Consider the following 13,815-nt stretch of genomic DNA (forward strand, 5'->3'; position numbering starts at 1 on the left):
AAATTTAAATTTTATGTCTAAACTTTTGATAAATATTTGAATGATCATAAAACTATTGTGAAATAAAAAAGGAGGCCGTACCGGTGTGGAGTACTGAAGAAATACTGGAACGCCAAAAGCAGGTTGTGGAATGGCTGCGGGGAAAAAACACTGAGGCAAAGACCAAAGGTTTGGTCTGCGGAATTTCCGGCGGTGTAGATTCTGCGGTGGTGGCAGCTTTATGCAAAAAAGCATTTCCTGATTACTGCCTTGGTGTGATCATGCCATGCCAATCAAATCCTGCGGATCGCGAGGATGCCTATTTGATTGCAGAGACCCTTGGGATGGAAGTGATCGAGATTGATCTCGGGGAAGCACATGCAGCCATTTATGACCAGATGAAGACCGCTTTAAAAGCTAATCAGACGCCTCTGAATATTCAGCAAGCAGGACAAGGGAACCTTAAAGCACGGCTCCGTATGTCTACGCTGTATACGGTAGCCAATATTAGGGAGTATCTGGTTGTCGGGACAGACAATGCCCCTGAGAGCTATACAGGATATTTTACGAAATATGGGGATGGCGGCGTGGACCTTCTGCCGATCAGCTCACTTACCAAGACGGAAGTAAGAGCCTGGGCAAGGGCACTGGGCCTGCCGGAAAAAATAGCTTCCAGAACACCGACTGCTGGTCTTTGGCAGGGACAGACCGATGAGGGAGAGATGGGTTTTTCCTATGATCTTATCGATAAATATCTTTTGGGAGAAAAGATTCCTGACGATGTTGTCGCCAAAATCGAAAGACTGCATAAAATGAGTGAGCATAAACGGCAATTGCCCCCAACCATCGAATTAGAAAAACCGGAGAGGCTGGATTAGATGAAACTACGGATCGGATTAGATATAGACGGCGTCGTCGCGGACAGTTTTCCTGTGTTCACAGAAGAACTCAACAGGCAATACGGCAAAAATATTATGGAAATTGACAATTACGATATGTCGAAAATCTACGACGTCGACTGGAATGAACTAGACACCTTTTTTGACAAAAATATGGAAGTTCTCTTCTCAACACCGGAGCCGGTCAAAGGGTCGGTTGAGAGCATTGTTTCCTTAACAGAAGCAGGGCATGAAATCATTTATGTGACAGCCAGAAAGCCGGGAGCTGAGGAACTAATCACAAAAAAATGGCTTGAAGAAAAACAAATCCCCCCGGGTGAAAAGATATTCACAGGGGGGCTCAGCAAGACCATTGCGGTCAAGGAACACGGTATTGATGTGTTCGTCGATGACTTTATTTCCAATTCAGTGGAGATCGTTTCCATGGGCATTCCGGTGCTACTGATGGATGCGCCTTATAACCGCGGAAATCTTCCGGAAGGTGTCATCCGCTGTTATGACTGGAATGACGTTGTATGTCATATTGAGCAATTCAGCAGGAACGGTATTAACCGGTAGAAGAATATTTTTTTACTTAACGCGCGTGCTATATCTATACAAGTTTACGAATAATAAGATCAAATCTTGAAGAACAGGTATTCCTCGTAAGTGAGATGCTGTTCATAGAGTTTCGTGGCCAGGTCTTGTCCGATATAGCGCAGATGCCAAGGTTCGTAGGTATATTCCGTCAGGTATTCTTTGCCCTTCGGGTAGCGGATGATAAAGCCGAAACGATGAGCATTATCTTTCAGCCAGACATATTCGTCCGTATCTCCAAATGTCTCTTCCAGACCGAAGTTAACGCTCTGGCAGGATACATCCATTGCCAGACCGGTTTGGTGTTCACTTTCACCGGGTCTCGCACTGATTTGGTTGGCTTTTTCCTCGGTTCCGTACCGCCGGGTAAAACTCGCAAATAAATCCTGCTGCGTTTGATAGGAGCGGTAGCCTGATACACCATAAAAAATTACACCATTTTCTTTTGCAGCAGAAAATAATTCCTCGAGCTTCGCGGCAGCTTCCTGACGCAGCATTCTTTTCTCAGCTTTTTCCTTAAAAGTAAAAGGAATGTTGACTTCAACCAGATCCGGTGGAACATAATCGGAGGGAAGCTGATTTTGTTTATTCACTAAAACAGCGATGCTGACAACATCGTGATAATTTATCGCTTCCTTACTCGCAGCGCCGATTCTTAGCATAAAGGTATCAACCAGAACGTTTTCTGCAGATGTTTGCGAACCCTGAGAATCAGGGGAAGCATCAGGAATGCTCATTTGAATACAACCGCTTATGAAAAAAATCCCAAATAGAATGACAAGTAAAGAAAAAATCAACTTATTTTTCATCGTTTCTCCTGTATGAATCGTCGAAGTTACTCAGCGGTCAGGAAACAGCGCTCAAGAGACCAAGTTTTGCCCTACTTTGTAAATATCGCCCGCTCCGAGCGTAATAACGAGGTCGCCTTCTTCAAGGGTTTGGTCAAGATAAGAACTGATTTCGTCAAGCGTTGGAAAATAACGGGTGGTAATTCCTTTTTCTTTCATCAAGTCGGCAAGTTTTGCTGAAGAGATCGGGTTGACCCCGGCTTTTTTTTCGCGCGCCGAGGAAAAAATTTCTGCCAGCAAAACCTCATCGGCATCCTGAAAGGCCTGAGAAAACTCATAAAAAAGTTTTTCAGTCCGGCTGAAGGTATGAGGCTGAAATACTGCCCGGATTCTTCTGTCGGGGTAGGAAAGCCTTGCTCCATCCAGGGTCGTTTGGATTTCTGTCGGGTGATGGGCATAATCGTCAACAATAACTGCCCCGTGTTTTGTGCCAAGACGTTCGAATCTTCTTTTGGTACCATTAAAGCCGCTCAGCGCCTGAAGCACGGTATCCATCGATATTCCGAGCCTGGAAGTCAGGGCTATGGCAGCTAGGGCATCCAGAATGTTATGTTTTCCTGAAACAGTCAAATGCAGCTTACCTATATTTTTTTTATTCATCATTACATCAAAACAGCTTCCGTCATTATCGAAAACAACGTTTGCAGCGCTGACATCAGCATCGGCCGAGAAACCAAAAGTTGTAACCGTTGCTTTGGTCTTAATCCTATCTATATTCGGATCGTCATGCCAGATAATCAGATTGCCCTCAGCAGGCAGCTTGCAGGCGAGTTCGGAAAAAGCGCAGACCACATCATCCAAATCCTTAAAATAATCGGGATGATCCAGTTCCATGTTGGTAATAATCAGGTGCTCGGGAGAGTAATTTAAGAAGTGCCTCCGGTATTCGCAGGATTCGGCTAAAAAGAGTTCTCCCTGGCCGGCATGGGCGTTGCCGCCAATACAGGGCACGTCGCTGCCTACGACAATCGTAGGGTCCAAACCTGCATCAAGCAGGATTTTTCCAGCCATGGCAGTTGTCGTAGTCTTGCCGTGAGTCCCGGTTACACAGACTCCTTTTTTCTTGGACATCAGTTTGCTCAGAAATTGAGGGTAAGTCAGTACCGGTATGTTAAGCTCTTTGGCCCGGCTAATCTCCGGGTGACTGTCGCAGTAAGCGGCAGAGGTGACAACCAAATCAGCGCCGACAACATTCTCTGGGTCAAAGTTCAGGACCTCAATGCCTGCCTTCTCTAATACAACGTCTGTAAAAAATCTTTGCGGTACATCGGATCCGGTAATCACGGCATCTTCTATCAACGGTGTAATCTGGGCAAGGGCACTCATCCCGGTTCCTTTTATGCCAACAAAATGAATATGTAATTGCAATGTGCATCTTTCCTTCCGGTATTCTATTCCTATTACATTATACCCAAATATCTTGAAAAAGGTATCTGTCAATACGTAAATCAAAGATATTCTTCCCGAAAACAGTTAACATGAGAATTAGAGCTGTTCAGCCTTCCAACAATGCCATTAACCTCAAATCGGTAGGGAAAAGCCGCATTTAATATTATAATACAAATACGACTAAAATATAAGATTTATACGCATTTTACAGCTTAGTTTATAACTGCAATGTTCTGTCACAAGAAGGGAGGAAAAACGCAATGTCCGGATATGCAGCACTACCTGATTTTGAAATCTTAAATGGCCGGGAGCTTGACGGTCTTATCGTTAATGATAAATTTGTAAGTTATTACCAAGTAGAGTCTGCTCTTTATAATTATCCCAAAGTGTTCGAAGCAGGTGTCATCGTTAACAGCCAGAATGGTGAAAGCGTGATCCTCAAAGTATATCTTGCGCTCGAAGATTCTTTTTCGGCGAAGGAAGAAAGAGAACAGTACTGCTTGAAGGTAGAACAGTATATTAGAAACAGTTTTTCATTTAAAATGCCCATCCGGGTATTGATTCGAGAAAAACTGCCGATGACCAGATCTGGAAAAATCCTGCGCTCTGTTCTTCGTGATTATTAAGATAAAATGTTTATAATTGAATCAAATTTAAACTAAAAAAGGACCTTCTTGTATTGAAGGTCAAAAAATGAAAATCAAGAGTAGAATTAATGAGACTAAATGAGTAAAACGAAGACAATATAATAATAATCATAAAATACACAAAAATCAATAAAAAATATAACCATATTATCCATCTTAAACCATAATTCCCACGGAATTATGGTTTAATTTATAACTGGGTAAAATTAATATTTCAACTTTAAATAAAACAATCGAGAATCAACAAATCAAAATCAACCTGCGAATATTATTGCCTGAAGCTGCAAAAGATAGTACTGGAAAAAGGGAAATACCGTAAGGTAAATAACCTTTTTCGAAGGCTATCCGCCCTGTAGCGGAAACAGATACCCGGTCAGTTAAGCTACCGGGTATCTTCATGATCGCCATGTACGGCCTAATGCCGCAGTGTCATGGATAACAAGGAGCAGCAATCTTATGCCTGATTATTATTGACGTGGATTTTGCCGCGGGAGAAAGAGAAGAAAATACCAACAGCACAAAGGCAGGCTGAGATCAGAAAAGCAAGGTGAATACTCTGTGTAAACTGCGGATAGTATTCAGGCGTAATCTGGTTTTTGCCGACAAATATGGAAATCAGCAGCGTAGCTGTAGCCATACTCAGCATCTGGCCCAGAATCCTCATCACAGATACTGAGGCGGAGGCAACCCCGTAATAATGATTATCTACGGAACTCATGACTGCATTGGTATTCGGAGAAGAGAATAAGGCAAATCCAAGACCCAGCACCATCAAAGCAGCTATGATCAGGAACAGAGAAGTATGCGGGCCGATAAAGGAAAGCAAAAACAAGCCTGCGGCGGTTCCGGCCATGCCCCAAGAAGCAATTCTGGCGGGTTCTTTTTCATCGGATAGGCGTCCGGCCATAGGGGAAATTAAGGACTGGATAATAGGCTGGATAATCAGGATGATTCCGGCATGCTCTGAAGACATGCCCTGGACGTACTGCAGATATAGACTCAGAAGAAAAGTTACGGAGTAGGAACCAGCATAATTGATTAATGCTGCTACGTTGGAAAAGGCAAAAACCCGGTTATTCTGAAAAAGCCTGATTTCTAACACAGGATTTGGGATCTTGAGCTGGCGTTTCACAAAGAAAACAAAACAAACAATGCTGAAGAGGATCAGGATAATCCCGAGAATATCCGGTAAAATGCTCGAACCATAGATAAGCGCAATCAGGGTAACGGCGAAAATCAGACTGCCTGGAATATCCAGTTTATCATTTTTGGCATCGGCCCAATCGCTCTTGACATATGTAATCGTTAAGACCGTGATCAGGACCCCCAAAGGAACCAATACCAAAAAAATGCTTCTCCAACCCCAATGCTCGGTTAAGAATCCGCCTAGAAAAGGTCCGACAGCAAGTCCTACATATATGGCTGAAACATTAAAGCCTAGGGCTTTGCCGCGTTCTTGCGGGGGAAAGGCCGAGGTGATCAGCGCCATTCCCGCAGTTGCGATCATCGATGCACTAATTCCCTGCAGGACTCTCATCACGATTAATAATTCAATATTTGGGACAAAACCTGAGATTAACGTAAATGCAGTAAATGAAATTATCCCCCATTTATAAAGCCTGGTCCGGCCAAGGATGTCGGCGAGTTTGCCGATAGGAAGAAGAAACACAGCCGAAGACAACAAGAAAGATGTCGCAATCCAGCTTAAAACGACAGCATCTGCTGCAAATTCCTTTTGAATTGCAGGCAGCGCGATGTTGATAGATGAAATCATAAACGGAGTCAGAAAAGAACCTGCGGTTGCTATAAACAAAAGGGTGCGCTTAACCATTTTGCTGTCATCTCGGGCGTGGTCATGATGGACGTTCATAAATACTCCTTTTTAGTTGGTTTTTGATCCCTTATTCTTTTTATTAAAACAAAAACATACCCTAAAAGAACAAGTCATAGGTTATTATAAATGATTGTTTATGAGTCGTAAATTAACGTTTTGATGTATAAATTTTACATTTTATTGACATCCTATTAATGATTAACTTTTAAGGAGGTTGCCCATGAATATTTGGCAGAAGATTGCCCTTGCAATTATTATCATCGGGGCCATAAACTGGGGAACGATTGGTTTTTTTCAATTTGATCTTGTCAATGCCCTCCTCGGAGGGATCAGTCCGCTCCCTCCAAGAATCGTCTATGCACTGGTCGGACTCAGCGGCCTGTACTGCATCACGCTCTTATTCGTACCGAATCGCGAATATGAGAGAGAAGGACGGATCCAGCATAATCCTTAACGAGTCGGCAAAATTACTCAATAAGTCCAACAAGAAAAAGGAACCGAGTATATCTCGGTTCCTTTTTCTTGTAGAGCTTTAGCCTGCGTTTACAATGGCGACAGGACATAGGTGTACAGTCTTTTATTCAGCAGGTTGCCGGGCGGGGATTTTTTGGTATTTTTCCCTTGATTCTTTGTAATACCTGTTAAGTTTCCTAAGATTAACCGTCCACAGGTAAATGATATACGGTAAAAACAGCGTAAGCAGAATTGGAATTTCCGACATCAGAATAAAGTCAAAAAAACCGTGAAGCAGGATAGGAACATATAAGGATTTTCTGAGGTAAGCTCTTTCAAGATGAGGATGATTGGAGAACTTTGCCAGGGAAAGGTAGTATCCCATCGTCACACCAAGTAGCACGTGGGTCGGCACTGAGAATATTCCTCTGGAAAGGCCTACATACGGGTTGGCTGAAAAGTTTACAAGGACATACATGATGTTCTCGACTGTTGCGAAACCCAACGCGGCAAATACGGCATAGACAATCCCGTCCAGCTTTTCATTAAATGCCGGATTCCGATAGACTGTCCGCAGGACAACTGCCCTTTTGAAAAATTCTTCGGTCAGTCCGGCAACGACGAAGGCATTGAAAAAAGCTGCCGCTACCCCGGCAAAGATGTTCAGGGACGTCAGGAATTTTTCAAACAGCACGATCGGGATGACTGCCAGCGCACCCAGGATAAACACTTTTATAAGAAGATGCAAAGGCTCTTTATCGAAACGGTCGGTATAATAGACTGCCAGGCCCAGGGCAATTACAGGAGTAAGTGCAATTACCAATATTCGCAGATCGAATAGCAAAAGATCACATCCTTTTCTGTAAGTTTATCTCCTGTGAAGTACATCTTCAACAGCAAGCAGCTTGAATTATGTTAAGCTTTATTATTTGCAGCCGGAGCATCAAACATTCCTTATAAATTTTTTCATTTTTTCATTTTGGCGAGAGACGAATGGAGAGACGATTTTTTCATTTTTTCATTTGGTGAGCGGTCAAAGTAAATGCAACCTTTGACAGAGTAAATATAGTGGGGTTTCATTGAGTCTGTCAAAATACTGGGAATAACAGGTATAGTACCTGTTAAAAATAGCCGATTCAGATTATATGGAGCGAAAATCTGCCAGCCGAGTTCTAAAAAAGAGTATACTAATAAAAGGGGTACCCGGAAACCGTTTTTCGGACAGAGTAACCGCGTCCCCCTGATCAGGATCGGTATGGATGTGTTCTGCGGGTTAAATGATACTGAAATTATTTTTTCAAAAGCGACGGCTTCAGCAGGATTTCATTAGCAGGAATCCTGCTGATTCTCAGCTTTTTAAGGACATCATCGTATCCGTAGATGAAGTTAAACACATCCAACGGCGATTTGTCGCCCAGTTTCTCCCTGGAATAGGAGTTGATATGCGACATCATAAGGTCAATATCCCCTTGGCACAGGGCGTCAAACGATGTGCCTTTGGGCAATATTTTCCTAATGAACTCGTGGTTCAACTCCACGTTGGGCTTCTGGTATGATGCGAATGGGTCGCAGTAGTACAGCCGCGTCCTGCGGCGGCCCTGTGCATCATACTCCAAAGCTTTCGGGTTTGAAAACTCTGAACCGTTGTCAGCGAGGCAAACGGAAAGAAGGCGGCTGAACACCTCTCTGCTAAGAGTTTCGTCTAGGCAGTTGAAGACGTCGATAACGGACTGGGAGGTATTGCGTTCCCTGATGAAGGCCAGCATCAAGTCACAGGACTTGAACATCATCGTGAGCAGGACCTTTCCACCGACACGCCCGATAACTGAATCTATCTCAACGACCGGAGCGTCTGATGCTTCCGTAAAGGCCAGGAAGTCGGCGTAGGTGCGGCCAAGCCTGCAGGTGCTGTCGATTTTATGCTCCACCGTTTTGGTTTTTCTGGGCTTAAGGCGGCAGACCCGGGGCATGTCAATGTTTCTCGCCTTAAAGAGTCCGCCGGAAACATAGCGGTAGATGGATTTCTCACTGACGATAAGCCTGTCGGCATTGTGGACTGCGATGTGATGAACAGATTGCCCACGCTGGATGAGGGGACTGATCCATTCGTCAAGGTAGAGCAGTTCATCCTCGGTAATATTTGCACCGGAGCGGGATTCCACCAGCATCTCTCGGTATGCCTCATGAGCATTTCTGTGGAGGTAATACTTTTTCCGTAGGACACACTGGTAAGCTTCAAGACAACCGTTGCAGACATACGGTGGATCATAAAGCCTGTGGCAGCGTCGCTCCTCGAATTCCTCGCATACGGCATTGCAGTAATTACAGCGGGAACACTTTCTTGTGCAATTAGGCTTGTCGGAGCAGATCTGCATTTTTTGGCAGACATTGAGATTGGCGCAGCGGTTATGGATACGGTATGGCGCATATTTATTGCTTTCAATGGCGCGGGCGCGAATTTCACGGGAAATGGTGGATGCGCTTTTTTCAAGGGTGACGGCAATCCGCTTAAGAGATACGCCCTCTCGCAGTAGCTGCTCAATTTGTAGACGCTCCGAATCAGTGAGATGCTTGTTTTTTGCCATGGTAAATTCTCCTTTGACTCAAAGATTCCCGCAGAACACATCCTAAAGTTCTTGTCGGAATATTGCCAGACTAAATGCAATCACTCCCCCATGGGGGAGTGAAGAAAAAGGAGACTTTCGATTGTAAGACTTAATGCCACTATTCTGTTTGAAGATTTAAATGCAATCACCCAGTAATGTATAGGTTGCATTTACAAAGTCAATTGAGGCGAGAGACGAATGAATTGAACTGTAGGATCAACTGATTGACGAATATAAGGAAAAATGCTAAAATGTTAGAACGTGGTGGCTTCTCACCACAACCGCACTTATTAGGTATGAACTGGTTTCTTGCCGTTTATGCGGCAGCGGGCCGACCTACGCAGGCGAGTCTGGGACTGGGAGGTGTAGAAAAATGTATGTAATTATCGAAACAGGAGGCAAACAGTACAGAGTCAAGGAAGGCGATGTCGTCAATGTTGAAAAACTTGATGCAGCTGTCGGCCAGGTTCTCGACCTGAATCAGGTACTGCTTGTTGAAAAAGATGGTAATGTAACGGTTGGAGCTCCAGTTGTTGCCGGCGTGACAGTTGTCGCAAAAGTTCTGGAACAGGGCAAAGGCGACAAAGTCATTGCATTCCGTTATAAACCCAAAAAACACGTTCGTGTTAAAAAAGGCCATCGTCAGCCTTACACGAAGCTTTCAATTGAAACAATCAATGCTTAATGGTTGAAAATTAGAATACGATCAGCATGTTCTTTTTAGGAGGTGATCTTCATGGCCCACAAGAAAGGTGTAGGAAGTACACGAAACGGCAGAGACAGTAATGCGCAAAGACTCGGAGTCAAACGCTCTGACGGACAGTACGTTTTGGCAGGAAATATTCTTGTTCGCCAACGTGGAACCAAACTCCATCCTGGCAAAAACTGCGGCATTGGCAAAGATGATACGCTGTTCGCGCTCACAGATGGTTACGTAAAGTTCGAACGCAAAGATAAATTCCGCAAGCAGGTAAGTGTTCATGCGGAAAACGGGATTACTCAAGCCCAATAACAGATTACACGTCATACCCCTGGGTTAGCCCGGGGGTATGTTTTATTGTTAATTATCTTTGGTGAGGAGAAGAAAAATGGTCAATCTTGATAAAAAGATCCTTTATGAGCAGTTGGATAATTTCCAGATCCTTCGGCATGATTTTCTGAATTATTTTCAGGTCATCAAGGGGTATTTGCAGCTGAATATGCCGGACAAAGCGTTGGCTTATATTGATGAAGTCTTGGTGGAGATTCGGCCGCAGCAAGATATTTACAAGATTGGCCAAAAAACACTGCTTGGTATTCTCCTGGGATGGTATTTTAAGCTGCGTCTGAAAGGTGCAGAATTTGTGTTGGATTTTCCTCCGGAAATGAAAAATGAAGAATTTTGGCTTGATCATTGGCAGGAAGAATATGCCCTGAGTTTTTCTGGATACACTAAAGACTGTTTAGACCTATTCGTGCAGGGAGATCAGGATGTTGAAACATTAACGGCAAAGATCCAGTTCGGCGTTGTCGGCGGAGGATTTTCCTGCGAATTCAGACTATATAAAGAAGACAATCTTTTTGAGCAGAATGTATATTCCCCAGTCTACCAGAAAGCATGAGTTACTTTCTGATAGGTCTAAGCGCAGCTAAGGCTGACGTCAAAGGCTTGGCGCCAGCCAAGTTTTCTTTAGAAAAATCCGAATGAAGGGGTTAACGAATGTTTTATGATCGCGCAAAAATATATGTAAAAGCTGGGGACGGCGGAGCAGGAGCTGTATCTTTCCGCAGGGAGAAGTATGTCCCGTTGGGAGGGCCTAATGGCGGAGACGGTGGCCGTGGCGGGGATATCATCCTCGAAGCGGATGAGGGCCTGCGGACCCTGGTGGATTTCCGCTATCGCCGCCATTATAAGGCAGACCGCGGCGAACACGGGCAAGGCAAGGATATGCACGGGAAAGGAGCAGAAAACCTGGTGTTGCGTATACCGGCGGGAACGATAATCAAAAATGAAGGTACAGGCGAAATTATGGCTGATCTTACCCGGCATGGGCAAAGGGTCACCATTGCCAAAGGCGGCCGCGGCGGCCGTGGAAATGCCCGTTTTATGAGTAATACAAACAAGGCTCCTACAGTGGCGGAGCGCGGAGAACCAGGGGAAGAGCTTTGGCTTCTGTTTGAACTGAAGCTTCTGGCAGATGTCGGCCTGGTCGGATTCCCAAACGTCGGAAAATCCACACTGATCTCGAGGGTATCGGCTGCCCGTCCGAAAATCGCAGACTATCATTTCACGACCCTGGTACCGAATCTTGGCGTCGTTCAGGTAGAGGATGAGAGTTTTGTCATGGCGGATATCCCGGGAATTATCGAAGGGGCTCATTCCGGCGCAGGACTTGGACATGAATTTCTGCGTCATATCGAGCGTACCAGACTGCTTCTTCATATTCTGGACATTTCGGGTTCCGAGGGCAGAGACCCGCTGGAAGACTTTAAAATCATCAACCAGGAACTCAAACTGCACAGTCCGGCTCTTGCTGAAAGGCCGATGCTGGTTGTTCCGAACAAAATTGATGTTAACGGTTCCGAGGAGAATCTCCGGCGTCTCCGCGAGGAATTTGGGGATGCCTATGAAATCTACCCAATTTCGGCGGTAACCGGAGAGGGAATCGATAAATTACTGCATAAGATGATACAAATTCTTCCTGAGGTACCGCTGATTGGACTTTCAGCTGATCCTGATGAACATCGCATGGTTCAGGTCCAAAGCGAGGACAGATTTGTCATTACGCGTGAAGACGGCATGTATATCATTACAGGCAAAGAGATTGAAAGACATGCGGCGATGGCCTACCTCGATACGGATGACGGTGTCATGCGCTTCCAGAATATCCTTAAAGTGATGGGAGTCGACGATGCACTGAAGGAACAGGGGATCAAAGAAGGCAATAAAGTATCGATCGGAAAGTTGGAGTTGGAATGGTCGGAGGGAGGACAATAGCATGCTGACAGGCAAACAGAAAAGGTTTTTAAGGGCTATGGGGAATGAAATGGAACCTATTTTAATCGTTGGCAAAGATGAAATTACAGATAATATGATTAAACAGGCCGCCGATGCGTTGGAGGCAAGAGAGCTGATTAAAGGACGGGTGCTCCAGAATTGTGCCGATGCCCCGAAAAATATCGCCTCCGGGCTGGCCGAAGCTACCCATTCAGAATTGGTTCAGGTGATCGGGCGGAATTTCCTGCTCTATCGGAAGGCCAGCGAAAAACCAAAAATAGAGCTGCCCTGACATATTTTCTTGGTAAATGAGGACAATTTGCAGGCGGGATATTTCTCAGCATATTTTACTTAAGTATTCTCCTGAGATCAGTCTCCGTTATAGACAGTGTTACGGAGACTTGTCTAATAATAAAAATTTAGGAGATAAATAATGGAACGGAGTGTTCGCGAGTCAATCGCTGGCGGATGCCGGATTGGCATCATGGGAGGAACGTTTAATCCAATTCATTACGGCCATCTGGTGGCTGCGGAGACAGCCAGGGTCGAATTTGCGCTTGATAAGGTCTTATTCATCCCCACAGGCATTCCTCCGCATAAAGTCCATCATCAGATTGCAAATTCGGATCTGCGTTTTGCGATGGTCGAAATGTCTATCCGCGACAATGAGAATTTTATCGCATCCAGAATTGAGATCGACAGAGAAGGCCCTTCATACACCTATGACACTTTAAAAGCCTTGCATCTGTTGTTCCCCGAACAGGAACTTTTTTTTATCACCGGTTCCGATGCGCTCCGGGATATTTTGAGCTGGCGGGAAGCAGAAGGAATTATTGGAATATCCAAAATTATCGGGGCTTCAAGACCGGGGTATGAAATTGGTGGTTTTTTGGGAGAATTATTTGACAGATATCCTTATGCCCAAAACAGAATATTCGAGATGGAAATTCCCGCTCTGGCTATATCTTCGACAGATATCAGAAAAAGGATCTGGAATAACAAGTCTATTCGTTATTTGCTTCCAGAAGAAGTACGGCGTTTCATCATAGAAAATAATATTTACATCAGTAAATAAACATTTGACTTCCGATAGGATTGTATACTATAGTAATAGTTGTTTCATACTATAAACAAAATTATTTTAGAGGTGAATTCCATGACAAAAACCCTGTACGTGGGCAATCTCCCCTGGAGTACGACTTCAGAGGAACTGACTGAGTACTTTGCTCGGTTTGGCAATGTAATCGGCAGCAGAATCATTACCGACAGAGAAACCGGTCGCTCAAGAGGCTTTGGCTTTGTAGAAGTTGCTTCAGAGGATGCCGAGCGCTTAGCAGAAGAACTTAACGGTAGTGAGTTCAATGGCCGTTCATTGACAGTAAACGAAGCGAGACCTCGCCAAACTGTCTAATGTTTTTGGTTGGGGGTTTCTGTTAAGATAAATTCTGATCTTTAATGAGTCGTAGGACTCTATATAAATAGCATGAAGAATCCTGGTTTATCTTACATTCTCAGACCCTGGACCCGAGAGAATACGGTACAGCAAACTGTACCGTATTCTTGTATGACGCCCATGGATGGCAAGGAGCGGTAAAATAAGAGAGGTT

General features: G+C 44.5%; 16 protein-coding genes. 11 read left to right on the top strand and 5 right to left on the bottom strand.

Annotated features, from left to right (window positions below):
• Positions 1-83 precede the first annotated feature (83 nt).
• Positions 84-857, top strand: coding sequence for an NAD(+) synthase (gene nadE, locus DEHRE_RS02695; protein WP_019226815.1), 774 nt, complete (start codon positions 84-86; stop codon positions 855-857).
• On the top strand, positions 858-1,436 hold the full coding sequence (locus tag DEHRE_RS02700) for a 5' nucleotidase, NT5C type (protein WP_015043883.1): 579 nt from the start codon (positions 858-860) through the stop codon (positions 1,434-1,436).
• A gap of 59 nt (positions 1,437-1,495) precedes the next feature.
• Here the strand turns inward: DEHRE_RS02700 and DEHRE_RS02705 are convergent, their stop codons facing one another.
• Both DEHRE_RS02705 and murC read right to left on the bottom strand, forming a co-directional pair.
• Entirely contained in the window at positions 1,496-2,263 is a 768-nt protein-coding gene (locus tag DEHRE_RS02705) for a M15 family metallopeptidase (protein ID WP_019226814.1), read from the bottom strand.
• A 51-nt stretch (positions 2,264-2,314) separates the two neighbouring features.
• Entirely contained in the window at positions 2,315-3,670 is a 1,356-nt protein-coding gene (gene murC, locus DEHRE_RS02710) for a UDP-N-acetylmuramate--L-alanine ligase (protein WP_025205215.1), read from the bottom strand.
• A 281-nt stretch (positions 3,671-3,951) separates the two neighbouring features.
• On the opposite strand from murC, the gene DEHRE_RS02715 reads away from it, so the two are divergent.
• Positions 3,952-4,317, top strand: a complete 366-nt coding sequence (locus DEHRE_RS02715) for an AMP-binding enzyme (protein WP_019226812.1) — start codon at positions 3,952-3,954, stop codon at positions 4,315-4,317.
• A gap of 475 nt (positions 4,318-4,792) precedes the next feature.
• Here the strand turns inward: DEHRE_RS02715 and DEHRE_RS02720 are convergent, their stop codons facing one another.
• The gene (locus DEHRE_RS02720; RefSeq protein WP_019226811.1) at positions 4,793-6,208 is read right to left on the bottom strand and encodes an MFS transporter; all 1,416 of its coding nucleotides are present in this window, start codon (positions 6,206-6,208) and stop codon (positions 4,793-4,795) included.
• A 184-nt stretch (positions 6,209-6,392) separates the two neighbouring features.
• On the opposite strand from DEHRE_RS02720, the gene DEHRE_RS02725 reads away from it, so the two are divergent.
• The gene (locus DEHRE_RS02725; protein WP_019226810.1) at positions 6,393-6,626 is read left to right on the top strand and encodes a DUF378 domain-containing protein; all 234 of its coding nucleotides are present in this window, start codon (positions 6,393-6,395) and stop codon (positions 6,624-6,626) included.
• A 123-nt stretch (positions 6,627-6,749) separates the two neighbouring features.
• Here the strand turns inward: DEHRE_RS02725 and DEHRE_RS02730 are convergent, their stop codons facing one another.
• Positions 6,750-7,469, bottom strand: coding sequence for a PrsW family intramembrane metalloprotease (locus DEHRE_RS02730; protein ID WP_019226809.1), 720 nt, complete (start codon positions 7,467-7,469; stop codon positions 6,750-6,752).
• A 445-nt stretch (positions 7,470-7,914) separates the two neighbouring features.
• Positions 7,915-9,210, bottom strand: coding sequence for a helix-turn-helix domain-containing protein (locus DEHRE_RS02735; protein WP_025205216.1), 1,296 nt, complete (start codon positions 9,208-9,210; stop codon positions 7,915-7,917).
• A gap of 394 nt (positions 9,211-9,604) precedes the next feature.
• On the opposite strand from DEHRE_RS02735, the gene rplU reads away from it, so the two are divergent.
• From rplU to DEHRE_RS02770, 7 genes are all read left to right on the top strand, one after another.
• Positions 9,605-9,916 (top strand): 50S ribosomal protein L21, encoded by a 312-nt coding sequence (rplU, locus tag DEHRE_RS02740; RefSeq protein ID WP_019226555.1) that lies wholly within the window; start codon positions 9,605-9,607, stop codon positions 9,914-9,916.
• 51 nt (positions 9,917-9,967) lie between these two features.
• Entirely contained in the window at positions 9,968-10,243 is a 276-nt protein-coding gene (rpmA, locus tag DEHRE_RS02745) for a 50S ribosomal protein L27 (protein ID WP_015044630.1), read from the top strand.
• Between the two features lie 76 nt (positions 10,244-10,319).
• Complete coding sequence (locus tag DEHRE_RS02750; RefSeq protein WP_019226556.1) at positions 10,320-10,832, top strand: Spo0B domain-containing protein; 513 nt, start codon at positions 10,320-10,322, stop codon at positions 10,830-10,832.
• A gap of 98 nt (positions 10,833-10,930) precedes the next feature.
• Complete coding sequence (gene obgE, locus DEHRE_RS02755; RefSeq protein ID WP_019226557.1) at positions 10,931-12,208, top strand: GTPase ObgE; 1,278 nt, start codon at positions 10,931-10,933, stop codon at positions 12,206-12,208.
• A gap of 1 nt (position 12,209) precedes the next feature.
• Positions 12,210-12,500 carry a ribosome assembly RNA-binding protein YhbY gene (gene yhbY, locus DEHRE_RS02760; RefSeq protein ID WP_019226558.1) on the top strand — a complete coding sequence of 97 codons (291 nt, stop codon included), beginning with the start codon at positions 12,210-12,212 and terminating at the stop codon, positions 12,498-12,500.
• A gap of 141 nt (positions 12,501-12,641) precedes the next feature.
• A complete protein-coding gene (gene nadD / locus DEHRE_RS02765) occupies positions 12,642-13,283 on the top strand; it encodes a nicotinate-nucleotide adenylyltransferase (RefSeq protein WP_019226559.1) in 642 nt (213 codons plus the stop codon).
• Positions 13,284-13,364: 81 nt separating this feature from the next.
• Entirely contained in the window at positions 13,365-13,619 is a 255-nt protein-coding gene (locus DEHRE_RS02770; protein ID WP_019226560.1) for an RNA recognition motif domain-containing protein, read from the top strand.
• Positions 13,620-13,815: the final 196 nt, after the last annotated feature.

The sequence above is a fragment of the Dehalobacter restrictus DSM 9455 genome (genome assembly GCF_000512895.1).
In the GTDB taxonomy this organism is placed as follows: domain Bacteria; phylum Bacillota; class Desulfitobacteriia; order Desulfitobacteriales; family Syntrophobotulaceae; genus Dehalobacter; species Dehalobacter restrictus.